The organism is Novosphingobium sp. RL4 (assembly GCF_035658495.1).
Taxonomy (GTDB): Bacteria; Pseudomonadota; Alphaproteobacteria; order Sphingomonadales; family Sphingomonadaceae; genus Novosphingobium.
Window position 1 is genome coordinate 301,078 of the sequence record NZ_CP141945.1, and the last position, 25,691, is coordinate 326,768.

Annotated in this window: 25 protein-coding genes; 11 read left to right on the forward strand and 14 right to left on the reverse strand. The window is 66.7% G+C overall.

Going from position 1 to position 25,691, the window contains the following annotated elements:
• Positions 1-17 precede the first annotated feature (17 nt).
• Positions 18-1,250 carry a glycoside hydrolase family 27 protein gene (locus U9J33_RS18665; RefSeq protein ID WP_324699659.1) on the forward strand — a complete coding sequence of 411 codons (1,233 nt, stop codon included), beginning with the start codon at positions 18-20 and terminating at the stop codon, positions 1,248-1,250.
• Here the strand turns inward: U9J33_RS18665 and U9J33_RS18670 are convergent, their stop codons facing one another.
• Both U9J33_RS18670 and U9J33_RS18675 read right to left on the reverse strand, forming a co-directional pair.
• Entirely contained in the window at positions 1,251-2,318 is a 1,068-nt protein-coding gene (locus U9J33_RS18670) for a Gfo/Idh/MocA family oxidoreductase (protein WP_324699660.1), read from the reverse strand.
• A 104-nt stretch (positions 2,319-2,422) separates the two neighbouring features.
• Positions 2,423-3,457: a DUF1838 family protein gene (locus tag U9J33_RS18675; RefSeq protein WP_185999764.1), complete on the reverse strand. Its 1,035-nt coding sequence runs from the start codon at positions 3,455-3,457 to the stop codon at positions 2,423-2,425.
• Between the two features lie 191 nt (positions 3,458-3,648).
• Here U9J33_RS18675 and U9J33_RS18680 point away from each other — a divergent pair, with 191 nt between their 5' ends.
• Positions 3,649-4,878: a class I SAM-dependent methyltransferase gene (locus U9J33_RS18680; RefSeq protein ID WP_324699661.1), complete on the forward strand. Its 1,230-nt coding sequence runs from the start codon at positions 3,649-3,651 to the stop codon at positions 4,876-4,878.
• 5 nt (positions 4,879-4,883) lie between these two features.
• Positions 4,884-5,258, forward strand: coding sequence for a hypothetical protein (locus U9J33_RS18685; RefSeq protein ID WP_324699945.1), 375 nt, complete (start codon positions 4,884-4,886; stop codon positions 5,256-5,258).
• 73 nt (positions 5,259-5,331) lie between these two features.
• On the opposite strand, the gene U9J33_RS18690 is transcribed toward U9J33_RS18685, so the two are convergent.
• The 8 genes from U9J33_RS18690 to U9J33_RS18725 all read right to left on the reverse strand — a co-directional run bounded on the left by U9J33_RS18690 (position 5,332) and on the right by U9J33_RS18725 (position 14,072).
• Complete coding sequence (locus tag U9J33_RS18690) at positions 5,332-6,393, reverse strand: LLM class flavin-dependent oxidoreductase (protein WP_324699662.1); 1,062 nt, start codon at positions 6,391-6,393, stop codon at positions 5,332-5,334.
• 30 nt (positions 6,394-6,423) lie between these two features.
• Entirely contained in the window at positions 6,424-7,887 is a 1,464-nt protein-coding gene (locus U9J33_RS18695) for an MFS transporter (protein ID WP_324699663.1), read from the reverse strand.
• A gap of 118 nt (positions 7,888-8,005) precedes the next feature.
• Positions 8,006-8,296, reverse strand: coding sequence for a DUF1330 domain-containing protein (locus tag U9J33_RS18700; protein WP_054439005.1), 291 nt, complete (start codon positions 8,294-8,296; stop codon positions 8,006-8,008).
• Between the two features lie 50 nt (positions 8,297-8,346).
• On the reverse strand, positions 8,347-9,555 hold the full coding sequence (locus U9J33_RS18705) for an FAD-dependent oxidoreductase (protein WP_324699664.1): 1,209 nt from the start codon (positions 9,553-9,555) through the stop codon (positions 8,347-8,349).
• A gap of 152 nt (positions 9,556-9,707) precedes the next feature.
• On the reverse strand, positions 9,708-10,703 hold the full coding sequence (locus U9J33_RS18710) for an alpha/beta hydrolase (protein ID WP_324699665.1): 996 nt from the start codon (positions 10,701-10,703) through the stop codon (positions 9,708-9,710).
• On the reverse strand, positions 10,700-11,929 hold the full coding sequence (locus tag U9J33_RS18715) for an LLM class flavin-dependent oxidoreductase (protein WP_324699666.1): 1,230 nt from the start codon (positions 11,927-11,929) through the stop codon (positions 10,700-10,702). Before U9J33_RS18715 ends, U9J33_RS18710 begins: the two co-directional genes overlap by 4 nt.
• Positions 11,926-12,774, reverse strand: a complete 849-nt coding sequence (locus U9J33_RS18720; RefSeq protein WP_324699667.1) for an LLM class flavin-dependent oxidoreductase — start codon at positions 12,772-12,774, stop codon at positions 11,926-11,928. The genes U9J33_RS18715 and U9J33_RS18720 overlap by 4 nt, the downstream gene beginning before the upstream one ends.
• Positions 12,771-14,072 (reverse strand): M24 family metallopeptidase, encoded by a 1,302-nt coding sequence (locus tag U9J33_RS18725; RefSeq protein ID WP_324699668.1) that lies wholly within the window; start codon positions 14,070-14,072, stop codon positions 12,771-12,773. The genes U9J33_RS18720 and U9J33_RS18725 overlap by 4 nt, the downstream gene beginning before the upstream one ends.
• 120 nt (positions 14,073-14,192) lie before the next feature.
• Between U9J33_RS18725 and U9J33_RS18730 the strand changes: the two genes are divergently transcribed.
• From U9J33_RS18730 to U9J33_RS18765, 8 genes are all read left to right on the forward strand, one after another.
• Positions 14,193-15,065, forward strand: a complete 873-nt coding sequence (locus tag U9J33_RS18730) for an alpha/beta fold hydrolase (protein WP_324699669.1) — start codon at positions 14,193-14,195, stop codon at positions 15,063-15,065.
• Positions 15,062-16,462: an MFS transporter gene (locus U9J33_RS18735; protein WP_324699670.1), complete on the forward strand. Its 1,401-nt coding sequence runs from the start codon at positions 15,062-15,064 to the stop codon at positions 16,460-16,462. Before U9J33_RS18730 ends, U9J33_RS18735 begins: the two co-directional genes overlap by 4 nt.
• A 71-nt stretch (positions 16,463-16,533) precedes the next feature.
• Positions 16,534-17,367 (forward strand): alpha/beta fold hydrolase, encoded by an 834-nt coding sequence (locus U9J33_RS18740; protein WP_185999772.1) that lies wholly within the window; start codon positions 16,534-16,536, stop codon positions 17,365-17,367.
• The gene (locus U9J33_RS18745) at positions 17,345-18,352 is read left to right on the forward strand and encodes a phosphotransferase enzyme family protein (RefSeq protein WP_292636074.1); all 1,008 of its coding nucleotides are present in this window, start codon (positions 17,345-17,347) and stop codon (positions 18,350-18,352) included. Before U9J33_RS18740 ends, U9J33_RS18745 begins: the two co-directional genes overlap by 23 nt.
• Positions 18,353-18,354: 2 nt before the next feature.
• Complete coding sequence (locus U9J33_RS18750) at positions 18,355-19,770, forward strand: MFS transporter (protein ID WP_324699671.1); 1,416 nt, start codon at positions 18,355-18,357, stop codon at positions 19,768-19,770.
• Positions 19,771-19,838: 68 nt separating this feature from the next.
• Positions 19,839-20,819 carry an alpha/beta fold hydrolase gene (locus tag U9J33_RS18755; protein ID WP_185999774.1) on the forward strand — a complete coding sequence of 327 codons (981 nt, stop codon included), beginning with the start codon at positions 19,839-19,841 and terminating at the stop codon, positions 20,817-20,819.
• Positions 20,820-20,821: 2 nt separating this feature from the next.
• Positions 20,822-21,217, forward strand: coding sequence for a hypothetical protein (locus U9J33_RS18760; protein WP_132469558.1), 396 nt, complete (start codon positions 20,822-20,824; stop codon positions 21,215-21,217).
• Positions 21,214-22,173 carry an alpha/beta hydrolase gene (locus U9J33_RS18765; RefSeq protein WP_324699672.1) on the forward strand — a complete coding sequence of 320 codons (960 nt, stop codon included), beginning with the start codon at positions 21,214-21,216 and terminating at the stop codon, positions 22,171-22,173. The genes U9J33_RS18760 and U9J33_RS18765 overlap by 4 nt, the downstream gene beginning before the upstream one ends.
• 64 nt (positions 22,174-22,237) lie before the next feature.
• Here the strand turns inward: U9J33_RS18765 and U9J33_RS18770 are convergent, their stop codons facing one another.
• From U9J33_RS18770 to U9J33_RS18785, 4 genes are all read right to left on the reverse strand, one after another.
• Positions 22,238-23,332: an LLM class flavin-dependent oxidoreductase gene (locus U9J33_RS18770; RefSeq protein WP_324699673.1), complete on the reverse strand. Its 1,095-nt coding sequence runs from the start codon at positions 23,330-23,332 to the stop codon at positions 22,238-22,240.
• Between the two features lie 126 nt (positions 23,333-23,458).
• The gene (locus tag U9J33_RS18775; protein WP_292636070.1) at positions 23,459-24,643 is read right to left on the reverse strand and encodes a class I SAM-dependent methyltransferase; all 1,185 of its coding nucleotides are present in this window, start codon (positions 24,641-24,643) and stop codon (positions 23,459-23,461) included.
• A gap of 22 nt (positions 24,644-24,665) precedes the next feature.
• A complete protein-coding gene (locus U9J33_RS18780) occupies positions 24,666-25,022 on the reverse strand; it encodes a hypothetical protein (RefSeq protein ID WP_054439114.1) in 357 nt (118 codons plus the stop codon).
• Between the two features lie 4 nt (positions 25,023-25,026).
• Positions 25,027-25,617 carry an ureidoglycolate lyase gene (locus U9J33_RS18785; RefSeq protein WP_324699674.1) on the reverse strand — a complete coding sequence of 197 codons (591 nt, stop codon included), beginning with the start codon at positions 25,615-25,617 and terminating at the stop codon, positions 25,027-25,029.
• Positions 25,618-25,691 lie beyond the last annotated feature (74 nt).

A 25,691-nucleotide genomic window follows, 5' to 3' on the forward strand; every position in this document is an offset into this window, starting at 1 on the left:
AAGAGAGAATGCTCCCCATGTCGCGACTTGCGAAATTCGCCGCACTCGCCCTGAGCCTTGCCCCTGTGGCCCTCACCAATCCGGCGCTGGCGGAGGAAGTGGACCAGAACCGCCTGCCGCCCTCGCAGGACCCGGCACGCATGGCCAACGGCCTTGCACAGACGCCGCCGATGGGCTGGAACAGCTGGAACAAGTTCGCCTGCAACATCTCGGAAAAGACCATCCGCGACACGGCGGACGCGCTGGTCGCCACCGGGATGAAGGATGCGGGCTACAATTACCTCGTGATCGACGATTGCTGGCATGGCGAGCGCGATGCCAAGGGCTTCATCACCGCCAATGCCAAGGCCTTCCCCTCGGGCATCAAGGCCACGGCCGACTACGTCCATTCGAAGGGCCTCAAGTTCGGCATCTATTCGGACGCCGGCACCAAGACCTGCGGCGGACGGCCCGGAAGTCAGGGCCACGAGTATCAGGACGCGATCACTTATGCCTCGTGGGGCGTGGACTATCTCAAGTACGACTGGTGCAGCACCGGCAGCCGCAATGCGGAAGAAGCCTATGCGCTGATGTCGGATGCGCTGCGCTCCACGGGGCGCGACGTGCTGCTCTCGCTCTGCGAATGGGGCACCAACCGCCCATGGCTCTGGGCCTCGAAGATCGGCAACATGTGGCGCACCACCGCCGATATCACTGACAAATGGTCGGGCAAGCACGGCTATGCGCTGGGCATGCTCGATATCGTCGATCTCAACGAGCCGCTCTGGGCTTATGCCGCGCCGGGACACTGGAACGACCCGGACATGCTGGAAGTCGGCAACGGCGGCATGACCACCACCGAATACCGCAGCCACTTCTCGCTCTGGTCGATGATGGCCTCGCCGCTGATCGCGGGCAACGACGTGGCGAACATGAGCGCCGATACCAGAGCGATCCTGCTCAACAAGGACGTGATCGCGGTCGATCAGGACAAGCTGGGCCGTCAGGGCCGCCGGATTGCGAAGGACGGAAACGGCGAAGTCTGGGTCCGCACGCTGGCGGACGGCAAGCGCGCCGCGCTGCTGTTCAACCGGGGCGAGACGCCGGTGAAGGTGACGGTGAACTGGGCGCAGCTGGACTATCCGGCCGGCCATTCGCTCAGGCTGCGTGACCTTTGGGCGCACCGCGATCTGGGCGCGATGAAGGGCAGCTTCTCGGCGCAGGTCCAGCCGCATGACGTGGTGATGGTCACGCTCACGCCGGAAAGCTGATCACTCCGCCAGAAGCGGAGGGTCGATGGCATCGGCCGCCGAATTGGCGCGGGCCGATGCCTTCACCCGGTCTATCAGGGTGATGAGGCGGGCGGCATCGTCGCCGGTCGGGCAGCGATGGGGCTCTCCGCGCAGGGCCTGCACGAATTCGCGGAGCTGATCGGTGAAGTAGTGATCAAGCCGCCGCCCGCCCATCGCGCGCGGATTGGCCAGCACGCCCTCCGGCGGAGTGACCAGCACTTCGCCGTTCCAGCGCAATATCTCGCCGTGCTCGATCTCCAGCACGCCGTGCTCGAAGTGCAGCACCTTGCGGTCCAGCACCGAGGGCTGGTTGTACGAGATGTGGACGCTGGCCATGCGGCGGCCGGGATAGGCGAGCAGGATCATCGCCTCATCCTCGCCCTGCCAGCCGGACTGGTGGCGCGCAGCTTCGGCATGGACGCGAACGGGATCGTCATCCCCCATGACCAGTTGCACGAAATCCAGCGCATGAGGCGCGAAGAGCGAAAGGATCAGCCCCTCCTCCGGGCTGCGCTCGGCCCACCACGGGGCCTGCGGACCGTCCCATTTCACGCAGGTCGAAACCTCCAGCGTGCGCAGGCGGCCGAACTGCGCCGACCTTTCCGCGCTGGCGCCCGAGAGGATGTCCGCCATGCAGCGCACCGCGGCGTTGTGCCGGAAGGTATGCCCCGCCGCCAGCACCAGCCCCCGCGCCTGCGCCTCGCGCGCCAGCATCGCGGCATCGGCCCCGGTCTCCGCCACCGGCTTCTCCACCAGCACATGCCGCCCTGCCCGCAGCGCCGCCAGCGACTGTTCGGCATGAAGCGCGTTGGGCGTGGCGATCAGCACCGCCTCCACCTCCGCCAGCGCCAGCGCCTCCTCCAGCGAGGTCAGCGCCCGGGCACCGAACGGCGCAGCGGCGGCCTGCGCCGCGGCCCGATCGGCATCGACCGCGGCGACCAGCCTGACATGGCCGGGCAGCGATGCGGCGGCGGCGAAATGCGCGCCGGAGATGCGGCCGCAGCCGATGATGGCGAGACCGGTCGGCGGTCTTGTCTGGTCGGTCATCGTCGCGGGGCTCCGGTCGGGAAAAGCAAATCCGCACCGAAGGATGGGTCGACAGGCCGACCCACCCCTCGGTGCCGTTCAGGCAGCTTTAGGTGCCGCTCGGTCTACTCCGGCTTGTGCAGCAGCGCCTGCGGCGCGGCGGGCGGCTTGGGCGGTGTCCAACCCGCCGGAACCGGGGCAGGCTTCTGTTCGCGGGCATAGTTCTCAAGGCTCGAAAGCGACGGGCCATAGTCCTCCGTCGGCGCGTGCAGCCACTTTTCGCCATAACCGCGCGCCGCCGCCACGAGATCCGCCGGAAGGCCCTTTTCGCCGTCCTCGATCGTCTGGAAATGGGTGAAGTAGTTCACATGGCCTTCGGCCTGCCCCATCAGCATCCACGGCAACCACGGCGTGATCCGGCTCCAGGCGCCGATATGCGGGATATGCGTAAGGCGCGGATTCTCAACGTCCTCGCGCTTCACCGTATAGATGAAGTGCTCCGAAACGCGGTTCATGGGGCCGGCGGATTCGCGCACCCACTTCGCCGGGTCCAGTGCGTTGGGATACTGCATGTCGATGTCGGTACGCAGGATCAGCGTGCCGTTGGGACCTTCCTCCCAATCCTGAAGGAAGGGCTTGCGCGGCGGCTTGTCCTTGTTGAGACCGCCGTAGGACGGGGGTTCGGGCGCCCACTGGCTGATCGTGAAGTTGAACGGATCGTTGGCGATCGGCACGACCTTCACGGTCTCGCCGGTGTAGGGATTCTGCCAGTTTTCCAGTATCTTACCGGTTTCGAGATCCCGATAGAACACGATCTCGCGCAGCATCCGGCGATAGGAACCGTCCTCCAGCCGCTTGGTCCGCACGAAGCTGAAGCCCTCCACGCCGAACAGCGGACGAACCGGCTCGTTCGGCCGCACGCCATAGGCCTTGCCCTTCAGCCAGCCGCACTTTTCCTTGGCAGGATCGATATCGGCATCGATACGGACGTAGACGTCGCGGTTCCACTCCGGGTCCTTGAAATCGATCCTGGTCTTGAAGGCAGGCGTTGCCTTGCTGGGCCCGGTGGCGGCCTGCGCCAGCGACGGTGCTGCCGCAAGTCCTGCTGCAACTCCTGCGAATCCGAGGCTTTCGCGGCGGGAGAACTTCATTTCGTCCATTCGATGATCCCCTGTTGGGTCCGGCATCCGTTCGAACCGGTTGATCGGTTTTTTGCGCTTTCGAAAGCGCGCGGCATCGCGATAGGGTGCGGTGATCGCCAAGCGGATAGCCGGCGGCGGCGGGGCTGCCCCGAACCGCGCATCGCCGCAGAACCGTAACCGCGCACAGGATCAAGCGGAGTCGCAGCAGAATGCTCAACACCTTCCAGCAATCGCCCCACGCAGCCCTGCCGAAAGCGAATGCCGACGAGGCCTCGCGCCAGGAATTCGCCAAGAGCTTCAAGGGCTTCATCCAGTCCGGCCTGTTGCCAGGCCTCGGCCCGGTCTACCAGACCCGCGTCTCCCAGTCGTTCGAGAAACAGCACGGCCGCGCCCCGGTGGACCGCCGCGACATCCGCACGGGCATGGTGGGCGATCTCTACTTCCAGCACTATGCCGCCGCGAACCGGATCGCGCAGGAACTGCTGTGGGAATCGGTGAACGGCTCGGTGGACCGCCAGCTTCCCGAGCTGCTGGGAAAGGCGAAGGAACTGTCCGCCTCCACCCCGGCAAAGCTGCAGATTCCCGAAGATTTCGTCCCGCCGCGCTATGTCACCGCGCTCGACATCCACTGCATGCCCGGCGGCTATTGCTCGGAAGTCTGCGCGCAGGACATTTCGGTGGGCGCGCTCTACGACCGGGGCGTCTACCTCTATGCGATGGGCTATACCGGCCCCGACAATGACGACATGGGCCGCTCGGTGGTGAACTACCTCAAGCGCAATCGGCCTGATTTCAAGCCCCGCCGCATCCTCGACATGGGCTGCACGGTCGGCCACTCGACCCTGCCCTACAAGGAACTGTTCCCCGAAGCCGAAGTCTGGGGCATCGACGTGGGCGCGCCGGTGGTGCGCTATGCCCATGCCCGCGCCGCCGCGATGGGACAGGAGGTCAACTTCGCGCAGATGAGCGCCGAGCAGACCACCTTCCCCGACGGTCACTTCGACCTCGTCGTCAGCCATATCCTCCTGCATGAAACCAGCGGCAAGGCCATGCCCAAGATCTTCGAGGAAGCACACCGCGTGCTCGCGCCCGGCGGGTTGATGATCCACGCAGACCTTCCTCCCTTCGATCTCATGGACCCGTTCACCCAGTTCATCCTCGATAACGAGACCTGGTACAATAACGAGCCGTTCTGGGGCGCCATGCGCGACATGGACCAGATCGCGCTGGCCGAAAAGGCCGGGTTCGACCGCGCAGACGTGCGTTTCGATACCGCGCCGATGGCCGTGATGGAATTCGCCGCCGCCGCCGAGGGTTACAGCCAGGAAGCCTCCGAGCATGTTGCCGAGCGTGACTTCACCGCCGGCGAATTCGCGCCCGGCGGTGGCTGGGAAGTTCTCATTGCCCGCAAGCCCGAAGAAAAGGCCCTCGCCGCGTGAACGACATGACCATGACTGAAGAAACCACCGGCGAACGCCCGCACGTCATCCGCCACGCCAGGGGCAAGCGCCCGCAGTTCTACGACACGCCCGGCCTCGATGCCGCCATGTCGATGATAATGGTGCTGGCCAACGAGATGTGCGTCCTGCGCGACCGGCTGGATTCCGCCGAGCGCGTCGCCAAAGCCTCGGGGCTCGACCTCGCCGCCGGGATCGAGACGCTCCAGTTCGACCAGGACGCCCTGGAAGAGCGCGAGCAGCGCCGCCAGGATTTCCTCCAGCGGCTGTTCTATCTCCAGCTCAAGGATGCCGACGAAGCGGCCAAGGCCCAGACCGAGGCCGCCTACAACCAGACCATTGCCGATATCGCGCAGCAGTAGAGCTGCTGCCGGGACAAGGAAAAAGCCGCCGATGCCGGACGCATCGGCGGCTTTTTCGTGCCTCCCGTCTGCCTCAATCCGCCAGTCGCCGCAGTTCCGGACCGATCTCGGTGCCGATCCGGTGCGTGTCCGCCAGCCAGTCGAACCCGGTGACGAGGAAATTGTCGATCCCCGCCTCGCGGTAGCGCATCAGGGCCTGCACCAGGGTTCCGGGCGATCCGACAAGGCACATCACCTGAAGGCGGCCTTGCGTCGCCTTGGTGAGCCCGGTCCACAGGCATGGGTCCAATGCGGCATCGTCCGCCTCCACCGCGCGCTCCGCCGCATCCTGTGCCGCCCGGCCAAGATCGCGTCCCAGTGCCCCGAACGCGGCCTGCCGCGCCTCGACACCGCGCAGGAGGTCGCGGGCGCGATCCCATGCCGCCTCGTCGCTGTCCGCCACCACCAGGCGCATCGACATCGAGAAACGCGGATCGCGGCCATGGACCCCCGCCTCCCGCCTCACCTTGCCGACCAGTTCGGCCACTTGCGCAGCGCTGCCCGGCCCGAGCGCGTAGACATCCGCCAGTTCGGCGCCGTAGCGCAGGCCCAGTTCCGACGTCCCGGCCCAGAACACCGGCACGCTGCCGTTCACCGGACGCACTTCGCTGCCAGCCTGCTCGAACTGGTACCAGTCTCCCTCATGGTCGAAGGGGTGCTCTCCGGCCCACATCCGGCGCATGACCTGCACATATTCGCGGCTGCGGTTATAGCGCTCCTGCTTGGAGTGGTAATCGCCGTCACAGCGGGTTTCGATGTCGGAAAAGGCAGTGATGATGTGGACGCCCGCTCTGCCGCCGGAGAACTGATCGAGCGTCGCGAAGGCGCGCGCGGCCATGGTCGGGGCGATGAAACCGGGACGATGCGCAACCATCAGCTTGAGGCGGCTGGTCGCCGCCGCCACCCATGTCGCGGTGACGAGGCTGTCGGCAGACTTCGCGTTCTGGCCGATCAGTACCCGGTCGTAGCCCGCCTGCTCATAGGCGCGCGCACATTCGGCGACGAAGGCGGGATCGTAAAGGGCAGGTTCGACGCTCGCCTCGGAACCCCGGTAGGGCGAGACGAGGCCGACGAGCTCGATGGGTTTGCGTGACATGGCATGATTTCCCGGAATGGAGCCTGAGGGTCAGGCCTTCGCGTCCTGCCCGTTCTCCAGCGCCTGAAGCTGCGCGGGATCGAGCCGATAGAAACACAAGGCGACGATGGCACAGAGCATGGCCGCGGCGGGGATCGCGGATTCGCAGAGCATGATCGCCAGGATCGCCCGCTCGCCCTGCACGGCCGCCTGTCCGCTGGCCGAAGGAACGTAGCCCATCGCGCCCAGGAACACCCCCATCGCCGCCAGCGCCGCGGCGGAGGAGAGCTTGTCGAACAGCGTGGTGAAGCCGGCAAAAGCGCCCTCCCGGCGCTCGCCGCTCTGCACATAGTCATAGCGCACGGCGTCGGACAGCAAGGCATAGGCGCACAGGATCATGCCCCCGCCCGCAAAGCCGCTTGCCAGACCGCGCAGAGAAACCAGCACCATGCTCTCGCCCGGCGCGGCGGCAAGCCAGCTCAGTTGCACCAGTCCGAACAGCGCCAGCGAGGCCATATAGCAGGCCTTCTTGCCGACCCGGCCCGAAAGCCAGACCCACACCGTCATGCCCAGCACCATCATCACGGTCGCCATCATGAAGTAAGTGCCCAGCACCTCGTCGCCCAGCCCGAGAACGACACGCGTGAAATAGGCAAGCGCAGCCGATCCGATCGCGGTGCCGAACAGCAGGAAGACATGGGCGATGGCGAGAATCCGGAAAGGTCGGTTATCCCAGGCTAGCCGGACCTGCCGCCCCAGCGCGACCAGCGGATTGCGGCGCACGATGGCGGTGGAGGCGCGCGGCTGCGTGCGCGGAGCGTCGCGCAGCAGGCGCACCGCCAGCACGGTGGCCAGCAGGACCACGAGACCCACGACCATCGCCAGCAGGAGATGCCCGCCGCGCGTCGGCCCGGTCAGGCCGAGCAGCCAGGCGGGAAGCGTCGATCCGATCAGGGTGCCGATGGCATTGCCGTAAGTGCGCCAGGCCATGAGCCGGGTACGTTCGTGCGGATCGGAGGAGCTTTCCACCACCATCGCGAAGCCCGGGATCGTCAGCAGGGTATAGCCGGTGGCGTGGATCGCCAGAGCCAGCGTGACGAAGACTTGCGCCAGCACGATAGAGCCCATGTCCGGCGCCCCGAACAGCAGCGCGAGGCCCAGCGGCATGGCGATGCCACCCGCGAAGAGGAACGGCAGGCGGCGCCCCCAGGGCGTCACCGCGCGGTCGCTCCAGGCGCCGACCGCCGGATCGAGGAAACCGTCGTAGATCTTGACCAGCGCGAAGATCAGGCCCGCCGCCCCTGCCGAGATGGCAAGGCTGTCAGTCATGAAGCGCAGGCCCAGCACGGTGACGACATTCTGCCCCGCGGCATGTGCCAGCGGGATCATGAGCGAGCCGAACCGGATACGCCATGTCCTGGAACCGGATGGCTTGGAACCGGCAGGCGGAGCGATGGTCTGCGGTATATCGATGGCGCGCGGAATCGTTCCCGCGCCGTTTAGTTCGCTGGTCAAGCCTGCTGCCCTCCTGCCGTGCATCCCAGTCGATGCCGTCCCTTGCGAAGGTGCCTGCGGGCAGCCGCCCGCCGCGCCGTTTCTGCGCATTCTCCGCAGAGCGGAGAACCGCGAGGGATCACCCTTCGACGAGCGTCACGCTGACCTCGGCAATGCCGTCGCGCAGCTTCTTCACCTCGGCGTATTCGGCCGATTCCCAGAAGGCCATCGCGGTTCCGGCATCGGGCCACTCCATGACGACCGCACCGCCGCCCTCATGGCCTGCGCCTTCGAGCACCCGGCCCTTCCGGCCGCGCAGCACGTAGCGCGCGCCCCATTCCTCCGCGAGCCGGGCCACTGCCGGGGAATAGCCCGACATGAAGGCCTCCCGGTCGTGGACTTTCGTGGTGATGACGAACCAGGCAGGCATGTTCTGTCTCAGAAATGGGAACCGGACCGGTCGGTCCGGTTCCACGCGGGTCAGCGGATCAGCGCCGCATCCTCCAGGCTCTGGAACATCGCCTGGCGCATGAGGTAGGCACGGCGGCGTTCGTCGTCCTGCTTGATCGCCAGGAACTCGCGCCGACGCGCATCGTGCGCCGATCCGCAGCCGCCGCTGATGAAGGCCATGTTCTGCTTGGTCTGGGCCTGGGTGAAGCTATGCGTCACTTCGCGGCGCTGGCGGTCGTAAAGCGCGAGGCTGGGCTCCATCGCCGCCTGTCCCTTGAGCACGGGCAGCAGCTTCTCGAACAGGTTGAAGGCATCGTGGATGCCCGAATTCATGCCGAAGCCGCCGAGCGGATTGTTGAGATGGGCAGCATCGCCCACCAGCACGACGCGGCCCTCGCGGAACGACTGGGCCACGCGCTGGTGGACCCGATAGAGCGTGCGGTGATGCGTGACGACCGAGGCACCGTCCCCCATGAGACGATCGAAGATCGCCGTCTTGTTGGCTTCGGACGTCAGTTCCGCCTCGTCCACCGCGCCGTTCACCGGCACCAGCACGCGCCAGACGGACGGCACCTTCAGCAGCACCAGCCATTCCTGCGGATCGGAAACGTAGTTCACCAGCGAAAGGTTGGGCAGGAACTGGCCGAGATCGGTTTCGGTCGAAAGGGTCAGGAACCGCTCGGGATAAGTGAACCCGTCGAATTCGGTGCCGAGCCACTTGCGCACGATGGAATTCGCACCGTCCGCGCCGATCAGGAAGTCGGCGCGGACGCGCTCGATCCCCATCGTCGTCTCCACGGCAAGGTCCACGCCGTTCTCGTCCTGCACGAACGAAAGCAGGCGATTGCCGAAGCGGACATCGGCATTGGCGTGATTGTCCAGCCCCGATGCAAGCGCACGGGAAAGGTGATACTGTTCGCACTGGATGCGGAAGGGATAGCGGGTGACGTCGTGCAGCTCGCTGAGATCGAACTCGATCACTTCGCCCGAAGCGCGGTCGCGCCACTGATAGACGGGGGCCTTGAGGCCGGTTTCCAGCAGCATCGGCGTGATGCCGATATCGTCCAGCATTTCGAGCGTCGGCGGGTGGAAGGTCGAGGCGCGCAGATCCTGCGCACAGTCCTGTCCGGCTTCGAGCAGGATCACCGAGATACCCTGCTGCGCCAACAACGTCGCCATGACCGTGCCGACAGGGCCGGCACCGGCAATCGCTACCTGGCAACGATCTTTCACTGACATTTGCGATGAAACTCCATTCAACGGGACCGACAGGCGTAAAAGCTGCCGTCCGGGCTTGCGGCGCCGACCGTGACTCTATCCGAGGCGCGGTGAGCGGGATCGGGGCTGCGATGTTTGGGGTGATGTTTGGGGCGGTGTTCGGGCGGCCCCGTTCAGGCTTTCGCGGCCGGAACGGCAGCCGGTGTGACCTTGTCCAGCCAGCGTTTGAGGTCGCGGGTGAACTTCTCCGGGTTCTCCCACATCGGGAAGTGGCCGAGGTCGGGATATTCGATCAGTTCGACCGGCGCATGCGTGAAGCGGGCGACCGAGGCCTTGGCCCCTTGCGAGATCACGTCGTCATAGCTGCACCATTGCAGCAGCACCGGCACGCGCACCGTTTCCGCCACTGCTCCGACGTCCGAGGTCTTGAACGCCTTGACGTTGGCCTGAATGTACTGCGCCTGGCGGCCCAGCGCGCCGGGCAGGTTGTTCATGTCGTAAATCTGGTCGACCATGCGATCGGTCGGCACGAAGCCGGGGGGCGTGGTATCCTCCAGCATCAGCTTCCAGAACCAGTGCGAGCGCCAGTCCGGCAGCACCGCCTTGTGGAACGAGAGCATCCACGCCAGCCGCGGATCGACCTTGCGGGTCTGGCTCGGCCGTTCGAGCGGCAGCATCGAAAACGCCATGGCCGTGGCGTGGCCCGGATAGGCGCGGTTGTATTCGAGCGCGACGTTCGATCCATTGGACGTGGCGACGACCGCGAACCTGTCATGGCCAAGCTGTTTCATCAGCCCGTCCATGAGCTGCGCGGAACGCGGCGTGGAATAGACGCCCGAAGGATCGGGGCCGGTCAGCCCATAGGGCGACCAGTCGAAGCGGACCACGCGGTAGCGGTCCTTGAGACGCTCGGCAACGCCGTCCCATTCATGGAGATTGACGATCGAGCCGTGAAGCAGGACCACGACCGGCGCGCGCGCCGGGCCTTCCTCGCGCACGTGCATCCGCACACCGTCCACGGTGACGAAGCGCGAGGGGCCGTCGGCCCAGCGCTTTTCGAGTTCCGCCCGGTCGCTCGCGCCCGCTCCTGCCCGCAGGGCCAGCACGCTTCCACCGCCGACCAGCACCAACGCGCCAAGCGCGCCCAGAAGGATATGGCGCTTCTTCATGCCGCCACCGCCTCACGCGCGGGCAGGCCCAGCGTCTCGCGCAGGGTGCTGCCGGGATATTCGGTGCGCAGGCGTCCGCGCTGCTGGAGCAGCGGCACCACCTGTTCGACGAAGTCCTCAAGCCCGCCCGGCATGTAGCTGGGCTGGAGGGTGAAACCATCGCAGGCACCGGCATCGCGCCAGGCGATCATCATGTCCGCCATCTGCTCGGGCGTGCCGAGGAACACGTTATGGCCGCGCGGATGGCGCATGAAATTGGCCGCGAAATCGCCAAGCGGGGTGCCCTTCTCCTGCGCGGGGGTGATGGCGCGGGCGATGTCGGCCTTGGGCAGGATCGTCCGGTCGAGGATCGTGTCCACCGGGATCGCACCGGCAGGGTCGAAGGCGGTCAGGTCGCAGCCCAGCGATTCCGAGAGATACTCGATGGCCAGCGCATCGTCGGCAAGATCGAGAATGGCGAGATGGTTGGCGCGCGCCTCCTCCTCGGTGCCGCCGAGCACGCAGGACAGGCCCGGCATGATCCGCACACCGTCGGGATCGCGGCCCACGGCGGCGATGCGGGTGCGCAAGTCGCTGCGGAAATCCACGCCTGCCTCGATATTGGCGGCCGGACAGAAGATCGCCTCGGCCGTGCGCGCCGCGAAATCGCGCCCGTCGGGTGACTGGCCCGCCTGGACGAGGACCGGGCGGCCCTGCGGCAGCAGCGGCCCTTCGCGGTCCATCGCCGCCCAGAGTTCGCAGGCCTTGGCGACGACTTCCTTGGCGTGGCGATAGCGTTCGTCCTTCGGCGGCAGGTCGTCCTCGCCGAAGTTGGGGGCGGTGTCGGGGTGCGCGGTGGTCACGATGTTCCAGCCCGCGCGGCCGCCGGAAATACGCTCCATCGTGCCGAAGCGCTCGGCGAGCATTTCCGGGGTGTTGTATGTCGTCGAAACCGTGGCGACGAGGCCGACGTGCTTCGTTACCGCCGCCATCGCGGTGAGCAGGCTGACGGGATCGAGCGTCGGCATCGCCATGCGCTCCGGCGTGCGACCACCCGCCCCGCGCGACTGAAGCTGGTCGCCGAAGACGATCGCGTCGAACATGCCCTGTTCGGCGAGTTTCGCGACGCGGGCGTAATAGTCCATCGAGAACACACCCGCCGGGTTCGCGCGCTCATGCATCCATCCACTCGGGAAGAAGCCGATGCCCTGAAGGAAGGCCCAGAGGTGAATTTGCTTGTCCATCATGCGTTCTCCGGGATCACGGCGCCGCCGGGCTGGTTTGATGCGGTGGAAGGGATCGGCAGGCCAAGCCGCGCGCGCAGGTCGCCGCTCTCGGAGGGCCGCGCCGAAACGGGAGCGCCGAAGCGCGCGCCGATCACGGGAAGCTGTGACAGGGCGTCGGTCAGGGTGAAGTGCAGGCCGTCGATTTCACCGGCCTCGAAACGGGCCATCGGTTCGGCAGGATCGGCATCGGGCGCAACCTTGAGCAGCCGCTTGCTTGCCGGCGGCACGGGCTGTCCATCGGCAAACAGCGCGATATCGGCATCAGCCACGGCGAGAGGGTCATCCCCGTCCACCACCAGCAGCGGATGGCCGAGCAACGGGCGCATGGCGTTGACGGGACCGGCCACCTTGAAGAAGGCGCCTTCGTAGTTCGAGGCGCTGACTTTCGACGCATCGAGATAGCGTCCGCTCGCCTTGTCGAGGATCAGCGTGTCGCTGCCCCAGCCATCCCACAGCGCGCGGGCGGCGCCGACCATGTCCTCGCCCATGCCTTGCGGCGCGCCTTCGGATACCACTGACCAGCCGGTGCGGCCCGCGCTCAGGAAATCGATGGCCGAAAGCGCCCGGGCAACGTGGAAGGGGTGCGCGTTCGACGCGGGAACCGTGGCGACGAGGCCGAGCCGCGAGGTCAGCGGCGCCGCCCATGCCAGCAGCACTTGCGCATCGAAGGGACGCGCGCCGGAGCGGCCCATGACCAGCAGGTCGAGACCGGCCGCTTCGGCCGCGTACAGGATCGGCGCGGCGCTTTCGGGAACGGCGAAGGCGACCTCGGCGATCGAGGCGGAGAGGATGAAAGGTCTGGTCATACGATGATCACCGGTTCGTGAAGGGGATGGATGGGTTCGCAGCCGGTCTCGGTAATGCGCACGAGGTCTTCGCAATGGGCCGAGCCGCCGATGCCGGTATCCAGCGTCGGGCAGTCGACCGAGAGGATCATGCCCGGCTCCAGCACGATGTCCGGCTTGCGCCAGAAACCGCCGTGGACCTCGCCCGGCTCGTCGGTATGGGCCAGGCCGACGCTGTGCGGGCCGAAGCCGATGACAGCCTCGTATCCGGCCTTGCGAATGGCCGCTTCGCCCAGCATCGCGATCTCGGAATAACGCAGGCCCGGCCGCAGCTTCTCGCGCACCGCCTGCCAGCCGAAGGCGGCCGCCTGTGCCGCGCGGGCAGCGGCGCGGGTGGGCTCGCCGACGAAAACGGTGCGGGCGAAATCGCCGTGGTAACCAAGATACTTGCTCACCCCGTCGAGCATCAGCGTCTGCCCATCCGCCACCTCGATCCGCGACAGGTCCGAGGAGACCCGGTCGACATTGAGGAACACTGCCGTATTGCCGCGCGCGGCGGTTTCCATGCGGAACAGCGCCTGCAATTCGGCATGGCTGGCGCCGGCGCGGATCGCGCGGCCCACGGCATTGAGGGCATCGACGTTGGACTTCGCCGCGCGCGCCATCAGGGCGTGCTCCAGCGGCGATTTCACTAGGCGGATCTCGCGCAGTATATTGTCGGCCTGCACCAGTTCGCCGGGATGCTCGCGCCGCAGGGCGACTTCGGCGATGACCCCGTGGTCGTAGCCGATCCGTCCCTGCCACAGGCCAAGACCGCGCATGGCCGCGGCGATGGCAGCCCCTGCATCCCCGCGCGCCGTCATGGCCCCGGCCTCACGCGCGGAAATCGCCTCGCGGTGAGCCTCGGCGGCGGTCGGAGGGCTGCTGGATCGGCGCGGCAGGACGGGCGTGTCCGGCACTTGCGCCGGGGTGTCGTCGCCCGCGTCTCCGAGCGTGTCGTAGAGCCAGACGGCCACGTCGTTGCGGCTGCGTCCGTCGGCCCAGCTATAGTGATGGAGGAAGCGGCTGGTGACGAGGCCCCACTGTCCGGGCCGCTCCCGCGCGATCAGTGCGAAAGTCCCCGGAGGCTGCCCGGGCCGGGTCCGCCCGATCTGCGGCCAGTGCCCCAGCGCGTGGAACACGTTCACGGGATCGCCCAGCACCAGGCCCGCCAGATCGTGCCGTTCCATCACGGCGATCGCACGGGCCAGATTGATCGGCCCCTCGCGCTCTAGCGCCGTCAGAAGCGCGCCGTCGTCAGGAAGGAAGGATGTGTCCATGACGGCGATTATGAACCCCGCCGCCGAGCAATCCGGGGTGGGGGGATAAAACTATTCGCCTGCCGATCAAGTTTGCATGGAGGGGCGGCGGGTGACCGGCCTGCGATAGCCTCGGCCCCCATGAACGAACCCGAGATTCCCGATACCCTTCAGATCGAGCGCGCCTTCGTCCGGCTGGATGAGGGGCAGGTTCACTTGCGCCGCCTGCCCGCGGCCGATGCCGCGCACCGGCCCTTGCTCCTGCTTCACGCCTCGCCCGCGTCCTCATGGTTCATGCAGGACCTGATGACGGCCCTTCGCGCGGCGGGATACCTGGGCGAGATCGTCGCGCCCGATACGCTCGGCAACGGCGATTCCGCCGCCCCCGGACCTGCCGAGCCCGACATCGCCTATTTCGCGGATTCCGTGGACCGCCTGTGCAACGCACTGGGCTTCGGAGCGGTCGATGCCTACGGCACGCACACCGGCGCCCGCATCGCCTGCGAGCTTGCCGCCGGCCATCCCGCCCGCGTGCACCGCCTCGTGCTGGACGGCATCACCGAATACGAGGACGATCTGCGCGAAGCGGTGATCGCCAATTACGCCCCCGTGGTCGAGCCGGACGAATATGGCCGCCACCTGGTCTGGGCGTTCAACTTCTGCCGCGACCAGGCGCTGTTCTTCCCCCATTTCATGAAGGATGCGGAACATCGGCTTTCCGTGCCGATGCCGCCGCCGCAAGTGCTGCACCGGATCACGCTGGACGTGCTCAAGGCGCTCGACACTTATCCCAAGCCCTACATCGCAGCGTTCCGCTACCGCGCGTTCGAGCGCATGGCCCGGATCGCAGCGCCCACGCTGCTGCTCAAGCCCGAGACCGAACTGGCCCTGCTCAATGCCTCGGTGAAGACCGCGCTTGGCCTGCTGGCCGACGGGCATGAGGCGGCAACCGGCGGATCACCCGCAGCCAAGGCCGCCGCCATGGCCAAATTCCTCAAGAGGCAGCTACCATGAAGATGTCGGTTTCGAAGGATAGCCGGGCCGATGTCCGGTTAAGTGTCAGGACCTGCCTCGGCTTTGGGATCGGCACGGTGGGCGTGTCGATCATGCTCAACACCGTGACCACCTACTTCCCCGCGCTGATGTCCACCGTGCTGGGCCAGTCGCCCGAGATCGCCGGCTACCTGCTGATGATCTCCAAGCTGGCCGACGCGGTGATCGACGTCGCCATCGGCAGCCTGTCCGACCGCGCCCGCACCCGCTGGGGCCGGCGCAAGCCGTTCCTCCTGGGAGGAGCGCTGCTTTCGGCGGTCTCGTTCGTGATGCTGTTCGCACCGCCGGTCCTGTCCGAAGGGGCACTGCTGCTCTGGATGATCGCGGGGCTGGTGATCTATTCCACCGCCTATTCGCTGTTCAACGTGCCCTACATGGCCCTGCCCGCCGAACTGACCGACGGCTTCCACGAACGCACGCGCCTGATCTCGTTCCGCACCGTGTTCGTCTCGATCGGCCAGCTTCTGGCGATGGCGGGCACCGCGTGGCTGATCCAGAGCGGCGGCGCGGGCCGTTCCGGCTTCGCCACCATGGGCGTGGTCATGGCGCTCATCATCGGCGGATCGATGACGGCGACGGCGCTCGCCGTTCCGGTGAAGCACGGTACCGCGCCGGGTTCCGGCAAGCACCTGCCCGGTCCGGCGCAGCTTCGCGCGATCGCCCGCAACCGGCCCTTCATGATGCTGCTGGGCGCCAAGGTGTTCCAGTTCCTCTCCTTCGCCTCGGTCGCCTCGACGATGCTGCTGTTCATGCTCAACGTCGTGGGCGTGGGCTACAACGGCCAGATCGCCTTTGCCGTGACCCAGAACGTCGTCACCGCGCTGGTTATGCCGCTGTGGGTCTGGACCGGAAAGCGCTTCGGCAAGCGCCGCACGTATCTGGCGGGCGTCGTGCTGTTCTGCATGACCACGCTAAGCTGGCTCCTGGCCGACCATTCGATCACCACGACCGGTATCGTCCTGCGCGGTATCGGCGGCGGCCTCGGCTCGGGCGCGATCATCCTGATGTCGATCTCGATGCTGGGCGACACCCAGGCCTATGACCGCCTGCTGACCGGCGAGGCGCGCGAGGGCCTGCTCTCCAGCGCCATAGCCGTGATCGAGAAAGTCAGCTTCGCGCTCGGCGTGGCGGTGCTGGGCGTGTTCCTTCACGCGCTGGGCTACGTGCCGACCACCGGCGGCGCCATCGTCGCCCAGCCCGCCAGCGCGATGCTGGCGCTGAAGCTCGGATTCTCGGTGATCCCGGCGGTCATGTTCGCAATCAACGGCCTGTTCCTCTGGGCATACGACCTTGACGAGGACAAGCTCGCCGCCGCGCGCCTGGAGACTTCCGAAGGCCTTGGGAACGCAGTGGCATGACCCGATCCCCGAACAGCGGAGATTCCTCTTTGGCCGCGCAAGGTGCGCAAAGCAGCGAGCATTCTGCCTTCATGACCGACACACCCTCGATCCGCCGTGCCTATACCACCTGCCGCCACGGCCAGATGCATTATCGCACCGCCGGGGCCGCACAGGCCGGACGCACGCCCATCGTGCTGCTGCACCAGAACCCCTCGTCTTCCTACGAGTACGAGGCCCTGATCCGCGAACTGGCGACCGACCGGCTCGTGATCTCCTTCGACACGCCGGGCTACGGCATGTCCGACGCGCCGCCCGCGCCGCCGGGGATGGCGGGCTATGCCGCCGCCTTCTCGGACGCGCTCGATGCGCTGGAGGCCGACGGCGTGCTCACCGGCAAGGTCGATCTCTACGGCTTCCACACCGGCACGCTGCTGTCCTGCGAACTGGCCATCGCCCGCCCGGACAAGGTCCGCGCATTGGGGCTGACCGGCATTCCGATGTTCGATCCGGCCACCCTTGCCGCCAAGCTCGAAGAAGCGCGCAATTTCCCGGAGCCGGACGAAAGCGGCGAAGTGATCCTCGGCCTGCTTGGCAGGCTCTGGGGCTATATCGTCACCAACCGCGATCCCGCACAGCCGCTCGACAAGGCGGTGTGGAACTTCGCCGACAAATCGCGCGTGCTGCACCGTTTCACCTGGGCCTACAGCGGCGTCTGGTCGTGGGATTTCTCGCGCCTCGGCCTCGTAACCCAGCCTGCCGTGCTCGTGCAGACGGCGGAAGACCTTCTCGAAGTGTCCCTCCAGGCCGCCGCGCGCATGCCGGACTGCCGGACGGTCCAGCTTCTCGATCTCGACAAAGACATTTTCGATCTTGCCCCGGAGCGTATTGCCCATGAACTGCGTGACTTCCTTGACCGCCTCTGACCTTCCGGTGGCCGAGGTTTCGCACTCGGTCCTCCATCCCGAGTTCATCGCCGCCGAAGTGGCGCGCCGCTATCCCGTCAAGGGCGAGCTGACTTGTTTCCTGCTCTACCGGGGCATGAACGATGTCTATCTCGTGCAGGACGAGGAAGCGAAATACGCCCTGCGCGTCTGGCGCAAGACCTACCGCGACGTTGACGACGTGGCCTACGAACTCGATTTCCTCGACTATCTGCGCGAACAGGGCTTCCCCGCCTCGGTCGGCGTGCCGCAGCATGACGGCAAGCTCTACTTCAAGGTGCTCTCCCCCGAGGGCGAACGCGCCATCGCGCTTTACGACTGGGCGCCGGGCGTGAAGTTCGGAGACCGCCTGTCCGAGGAAACCGCCTTCCGCATCGGCGCCGCCATGGCCCGGATGCACCTGCTCGGCAATGCCTGGGCGGGCGCCGACCACCGGTTCTCGACCGAGACGGCCAAGGACTACAACATCTGCATGCCGGCGCTGATCGACTTCGTCTACGACCGGCCGGACGACTTGCGCGACTATCCGGTGATCGCCGCCAACCTCGACAAGCGGCTCGACGAACTGGCCGCCTCGGGCAAAGTGCCGCTGGGCGTGTGCCACCGCGATTTCCACCCCAGCAACGTCCACGTCGCCGAAGACGGCGGCATCACCCTGCTGGACTTCGACGCCGCGGGCGAGGACTTCCTCATGCAGGACGTGCAGAACTTCGTCTGGGGCAACCTGTTCTACGGCTTCGACCCGAAGATCGGCGAGGCTTTCGAGGACGGCTACCAGTCGGTTCGGCCCTTCACCCGGGAAGAGACCGAGAATACCGAGCTGTTCCTGATGGCCAAGGCCCTGCGCCTGATCGCAGGCATGGCCCATAGCTCGACGGCGGTAGGGCGCGGCACCCTGCGCTTCCGCAATCTCGACTGGCTGGGGGACTATGTGAAGACCCGCGCCCGCGCCTGCGGCCTGCTCTGACCATGAACGGCCCGATCGCGCTCGACAGGGCGGAGGCTGCGGCGATGCCATCGTCCGGCTCCCGCCCGGTGGCGGAAGGCTCGTGGCCGGGCGGAAAATCCGCCTGGGTCATGGTTTTCATGCTGTTCCTGGCAGGGGTGCTCTCGGTCATCGACCGGGCGGCGCTCAACATCCTGGTCGATCCGGTGCGTGCCGATATCGGCATCGGGGACGAGCAGATCGGGCTGTTGCAGGGCCTCGCCTTCGGGCTGTTCTATGCCTTCATGGGCCTGCCGATGGGTCTGCTGGCCGATCGCATCTCCCGCCGCAACCTGATTGTCGCGGGGATCGCGCTGTGGAGCGTGGCGACGATCGGCAGCGGGCTGGCCCAGACGTTCGGCTCGCTGTTCACCGCCCGCCTGCTGGTGGGTCTGGGAGAAGCGGCGCTGGGGCCGGCCGCGATCTCGCTGATCGCCGACCTTTTCTCACCGGCGCAGCGCGGACGGCCGATCTCGTTCTACATGATGGGACAGGGACTTGCCAACGGCGTGGCCATCTCGCTTACCGGCCTCTTGGTGACGGCGGCGGGCGCGGGCGCTTTCCTCGGCCTGCCGCTGATCGGCCACCTCGTGCCCTGGCGGATCGTCTTCGTGGTGTTCGGCGCCGGCGGGCTGCTGGTGGCGCTGGCCCTGCTTGCCTTCACGCGCGAGCCCGTCCGACAAGTGCAGGCCGCCGCCGGAGCCGTGCCGCGCCTGCCCGGCGCAGCGGAAGCCGCCTATTTCTGGCGCAATCGCCGCGTGCTCCTGCCGCTCTATTTCGGTTTCGCGACCTGCTTCACGGTCGCCTACGGCGGTTCCGCCTGGGCGCCGACGATGCTGCTGCGCGGCTACGGCGCCGATGCCGCGTTCCTCGGCAAGTGGCTGGGGCCGCTCTCGATCCTGTTCTCCGCCATCGGCCCGCTGATCGGCGGAACGATGCTGGACCGCTCGATGCGCTCGGGCCGGACGATGGCGCGCTTCGCGATCCTCGCGGTCGCACCGCTTTTTGCGTTGCCTTCGGTGCTCGCCGTTCTGGCTGGGGAACTTCACCTGGCGACAGTGCTGGTGGCCTCTTCGAACGCCGTGTTCTCGGTGATCGGCACGGTCATGTTCGCCACTTTGCAGTCCCTCGTCCCGCCCCGAATGCGCGGCTGCGCGATTTCGCTCACGCTCGTGCTCAACACCATCATCGGCGCCAGCCTCGGCCCGCTGATGGTCGCCAGCGTGACCGAGCGCGTGCTGCACGACCCGGCGCAAGTGGGCTGGTCGATTGCCGTGGTCTGCACGCCGTTCCTGTTGCTGGGCGCCGCGCTCTATGCCGGAGCCGGGCGCGCGATGCGCCGCGCCGCCGCGCGCGGCGACAGCGAATGCGCGCAGCTTCTTTCAAGCGGCGCCAACTGATCGAGACACACAATCCATGGCCGGGCGCAATCGCCCGGCCATGACAGCCTACCCAGGGGGAAACAGCGATGACGGTCGGTCGAATTCTTAAGGCGGCGGGGGGCGCGGTCCTTGCCGTTGTCGTCCTGCTGGCGCTCGTGCTGCTGACGATGCGGCTGGGCTGGTGGAACCCGTCCTATGAAAGCGTAAAGGCGGCGCAGGCCACCGCGCCCTCGACGTTCGAACGCATCGGCACCGCCAATCTCCACATCCGCGACGAAGGTCCGCGCGATGGCCCGGTCGTGGTGATGCTCCACAGCTCGATGACGAACCTGCGCGAATGGGACGGCTGGACCGACGCGCTCAAGGACAAGTACCGGGTGATCCGGTTCGACTGGCCGCCCTACGGCCTCTCGACGGACAGCGCCCCCTCCACCGGGATGCCCGGCGTGGTGGCGCTGCTGGAAAAGCTGATGGAGAAGAAGGGCGTCACGCGCTTCGCCCTTGTCGGCACGTCCAGCGGAGCCACCGTCTCGACGCTCTACGCTGCGAAGTATCCGCAGAAGGTCACGGCGCTGGCGCTCTCGGCCCTGCCGCTGAAAGCGCCGCCGCCCAGCGATTTCAGCCGCCTGATGTGGGCGATGGTCTGGACCCACGAAACGCTGGTGCCCAATTACTACCCGCGCTTCTACTATCGCCGCGCGCTTTCCGAACTCTACGGCAAGCCCGAACGCCTCACGGACGCGACGGTGGACTGGTACTACCAGACCAACACCCTGCCCGGCGGCTTCGCCCGCGTGAAGGACTACTACGAGACAAACAAGAAGGCGGTCTGGGCCAAGGGCGCGGGCGACGACGCCGCGCGGGTCAAGGCGCCAATCCTGCTGCAATGGGGTGATGCCGATCCGGTGCTGCCGAAGTACCTCGCCGCCGATGCGGTGAAGGAGTTCTCGGGCACGAAAGTGGACGTGATCCACTATCCCGATCTCGGCCATTACCCGATGCTCGAACTGCCCGGGGAAACCGCAAGGGACCTGCGCGCCTGGCTCGACCGGACGGTGACGAAGTGAGCGTGCCAGATCGAACCGGGCCCGATCTGGCCGGCACATGGGCCCTCCACGGCGCCACGCTCGGCCCCGATGGCGATACGCTTTACGAATGGGACGGCAGGATGACGCTCGTTCCCGGCGGAGATGCCTTCTCCGTCGCCATCGAGACCACCGGCTTCAAGACCTCCCGCTCGGTGAGCTTCGCCGAGAAGCTCACGCCCCTGCCCTCGGGCGAGTGGCACCTGCGCTATGGCTACGAGGCTGACCCCGAGCATTTCGCCACCGAAAGCCATACCTTCTTCGGCCTTTCACAGCTCACCTTCGCGCCGGACCTTGCAAGCGCGCGGGGCACTTCTTGCAACTACAACGGCCGATACGTCGTCATGGAACTGCAGGCCACGCGGGAGGAACGGACATGAGGCCGATCCGGCTTGCGCGTATCTGCGGGCTCTCGCTGGCCGCCCTGGCGCTGTCTCCCGCCGCCGCGCAGACCGAGCCGGCCCCGCTCGGCGATGCCGCCCTGCGCAGCCGCTATGCGCTGCCCGGCTCGCAATTCGCCGAGATCGACGGGGAAAGCGTCCATTACGTCGTGGAGGGCAAGGGCCCGGCGATCCTGCTGGTCCACGGCTCCTACGCCAGCCTGCGCCAGTGGGACGATTGGGCCGCCAGGCTCTCGCGCCATTACCGGGTGATCCGCTACGACCAGTCTCCCGCCGGACTCTCGGGGCCCAGCCCTGCCGGAGACTATACCATCGAGCACCGCATCCGCGTGATCGACGGATTGATGGACCAGCTGAAGGCAGACCGCTTCGTCATGGTCGCGACATCCAGCGGCGGGCTGCCCGCCGCCGCCTACGCTGCCGCCCGGCCAAAGCGGGTGCGGGCGCTGGTGCTGAACAACATCGCGGCGGGGCCGGTGAAGTTCGACCTCGACGGCCTGCCCCCCGCGCTCAAGGCCGCGCTGGCCGAGGACCGGACCCACCCCGGCTGGCACGCGCCGGAATACTGGCGGCAGATCCTGCTCGCCAATGTCGTCGATCCCGCGCGCATCACTCCCGCGCTGGTGGCCCAGTGGACCGACCTCAACAGCCGCCCCTTGCGCGATCCCGCCATCGGCAAGGCGGTGGCGGCGTCCACGTCCTTCGCGCGAACGCCGGACGACTTGCGCCGGATCACCGCACCCACGCTGCTGCTCTGGTCCGCCGACGACCACGAAACCACGCTGGAGCGGGACGGAAAACAGGCGCTCGCGCTGCTCGGCAGCACCGACAAATCGCTCGAAGTCATCGACCGCTGCGGCCACATGATGCCGTTCGACTGCCCGGATCGGGCTCTCGAACGCATGATGCCCTTCCTCCGCCGCACTGCCAGGTGACAGGAAAAGGCCGCGCCCCCGTGAAAGGGCGCGGCCTTCGATCCCTGGGGCAAACGGCGCCCGGTCAGGCCGGCATGGGTTCCGCCTCCGCCAGTTCGGCATCGCGCTCGGCCACTTTCGCGCGCAGCAGCGGAATAAGGTCGCGTCCGATGGCGATCACGTCTTCCACCGGATCGAAACCGCGCAGGATGAACGCCGAAACCCCGGCATCGTAATAGTCCATCAGCGCGTCGGCGAGCTGGGCCGGGGTACCGACAAGGGTGCCCGAATTGCTCTGCCCGCCGCGAAGCTGGTTGATGCCGTTCCAGAAGCACTTCTCCAGCCTGTCGCCGCGGGCGGCGAGTTCGGCGGTGCGCTTGAACCCGTCGGCCTTCACGGCGGCGGTGTTCGGCGCCAGCTTGCCCATGTTGGCGGCCACCGCCTCGCGGATCTCGTCGGCGCGGGCCCATGCCGCTTCCTCGCTATCGGCGATGACGATGCGGATCGACATCAGGAAGCGCGGGGAGCGACCATGCGGCGCGGCGGCCTCGCGCACCTTGGCGACCACTTCGGTCATCCCTGCCACCGTATCGGAGAGGGTGGCGAAAGTATCGCAATACTCGCCCGCCACTTCGAGCGCTGCCGGGCTCATCCCGCCGAAATAGACCGGAACCGTGCCCTGCGTGGGCTTGATCGCGGCAAAACCGCCGTTGAAACGGAACCACTTGTCCTCATGATCGACGGGCTTTTGGCTGGTCCATATCCGGCGCAGCACCGAGATATATTCCTTTGCGCGGTCGTAGCGCTCCACCTTGGTCCGGTAATCGCCGTCGGCCTGCGTTTCCTCGTCGCTGGCGGCGGTGATGATGTGGACGCCGACGCGGCCCGGCATCAACCGGTCAAGCGTGGCCAGCATCCGCGCGGCCATGGTCGGCGGGATGAAGCCCGGCCGGTGCGCCAGCATGACGCCGAGCCGCGTCGTGTTCGCGGCGACATATCCGGCGATGGTGAAGTTGTCCGGCATGATCGCGGCATTGGCGACCAGCACCTTGTCATAGCCCCATGCGTCATGGAGGCGCGCCATCCGCGCGATGCCTTCGGGATCGAACGTCTCGAAGGGAACGGGATGCGTTTCGCTCGAAATGTTGTGGTTGAGCAGACCGTTTATCTCGACCGGCATGAGGCTCGAAGCCCTCCTCGATAGTGCTGAAGGCCGAAGTCTATGCCCGGCTGTATCGGCGCAAAGCCGTCGCTCTTCGGTATCCGACAGGTGGAACGGGGGTGCCGTCCCACCTGCCCGGAAAGGTCACTTGGTAGCCGAGCAGGCGTACCAGCTGCCGATCATCGCCCGCCCCTCGGGGTGGCCTTCGGTGAAGAAGTCCGCCCGGTCGGGCTTGAGGAAGAACGTGCCCTTGCGGTAGCCGACCATGACTTCTTCAGGGTCGAAACCGGCATCCACCGCGACCTTCATCCAGTCGGTACGCGCCAGCGAGGTCATGAACGGTTCGTTATTGTAGTGGCTTTCGAAATCGCAGCGCATCTGGTCCCAGAGCGAGAGATGCTCATGGCGCGGCGGCACATCCACGTGGCACATGATCCCGCCTTTGCGCAGCAGGCGGTGGCTCTCCTTGAAGATGCCGCGCATGCCCTTGGCCGAAGTCTCGTGGAGCACGGCGGAAGAGCAGACCAGATCGAAGCTCTCGTCCTCGAAGTCGGTATGCTCGGCGTCCTGCTGGCTGAAGTGGATCGCCGCGCCCATCGCCTCGGCGCGGGCATGGCCGTAGCGCAGCATCGGCGCGCCCACGTCGAGCGCGAAGACTTCCGCATCGGGGAAAGCCTGCGCGATCGCCACGGTCGAATGGCCGACCGAGCAGCCGAGATCGAGGATCCGCCGGGGCTTGAAGTCCGGGTAGAAGTCCTGGACATGGCTGGCGAGCGTGTGCCCGCGTCCGTCGTTCTTCCAGCCGCCGTTGAGATTGCGTAGGTACGTGGAAGCGAAACGGTCGTAGAGCGCGCCGGCGCGGAAATCGCCCGCGGCGGTGTCGACCGTGTAGCTGCCCGGCATGCGGTGATGATCGAAGGACGAGATGTAGCGCGGAATGGCAAGGTCCGGATTCAGGCGGAGGCTGCCCTTGGGCTCCGCCACTTGCGCCTCGACCTTGGCCGAAAGCTCGTCAAACTGGCGGTCGATCGCACCGTCGAGCGAAAGCCAGATGCGGTCCTGGTAGAACAGCGAGAGCGTCAGCCAGTACTGGTGCAGCGGATGGGCTTCCAGCGCCCCGCGAACCTGGGTGCTGGAGGTCGGCTTGCTGCCGGTCTTCTTCTCGATCTCCGGGACGATAACCTCGTCCAGCAGGCGACGGTCGAGCGGGTCCATGTTCTGGCTGGTCCAGGCGCGCATGGCGAGGAAGTGGTCCTCCATCGCCTGCTCGTCATGGTTGGACTGCGGCATCACCGCATGACCGAAATGTTCCTGGCGGTACTGTTCCATGTATTGGGGCTCCCGTTCCGGATTAATCGCGGGTCACGGCGTCAAGGACGCCTTCATAATCGTGCTGGTCGGCCAGTGCCTCGGGCATCAGCTTGTCGCGGGCGGTGCCCAGCACGCGCTCGTAAATCCCTTGCCGGTAGGCGCCGCGATAGGCGCGCGCCTCGGCGTCCGGGGCGAATGTGTCGATATCAGCGGGGCCGTGCAAGCCCGCGGCCTTGAGCAGGCGCTCGTTCGCGTCGAGCCGGTCCTTCAGCACGACGACCTCGCCCATCAGCGCCAGCACGAGCCCCGCGAGGGCGTCCACCGTCCCACTTTCGAAAACCACCGGCTGGCTGCCCTTCGACCGCGCCTTGCGGTCAAGGTTCATGCGCTCTGCCATCACGTCACTCCATCAGTTCGAAACGGAACAGGTTGCCGGTGCGGGCAACGATGTCCTTCTTGTCGAGATCGGGGCCGTGCGCCTCTTCGGTCACGGCATCCTTGGCTTTCAGATCATAGCCGGTCTGGCTGGAGAGGATCACGACGAGGTCGGTCCCGTCCTCCACCGCGAAGGGAAACTCGTGCCATGTGCCAAGGTGCATGGCGAAGCCCGCCGTCCCGTCGAAACGGAAGGCGCGGACTTGCGAAAGGTCGGGAAGCTCGCCCTCGCTCGGCGGCGCCATGACCGCCACGAAAGGCTTGCCGCCAAGCGGCAGGAATGCCTGGGTATGCTGGAAATGGCGCTCCATGTAGCGCACCTCGCCGGGGCGGCGATCCATCTGGGCCAGCGTGACTTCCACCGGATGTTCGCAGAGGAAGCGGGCGGGGTAGCTCATCTTCACCGCGCCCTTGTAGAAATCGACCGAAACCGGCTTAACCGGCGCATCGCGGCCGATCACCGCACCGAACGGCGCCAGCGCCTCGGGCGTGGCGGGTTCGACCGCAAGCTCGATCACGGTGCATTCAGGCGTTGAACTGCCGTTTTGCGTGGTCATGGATGCCCTCTGCCGCCTTTGTCCGCCCGATCATGGGCCCCGGAAAGGGGATTCGAGCAGGGATCGAACTGTTT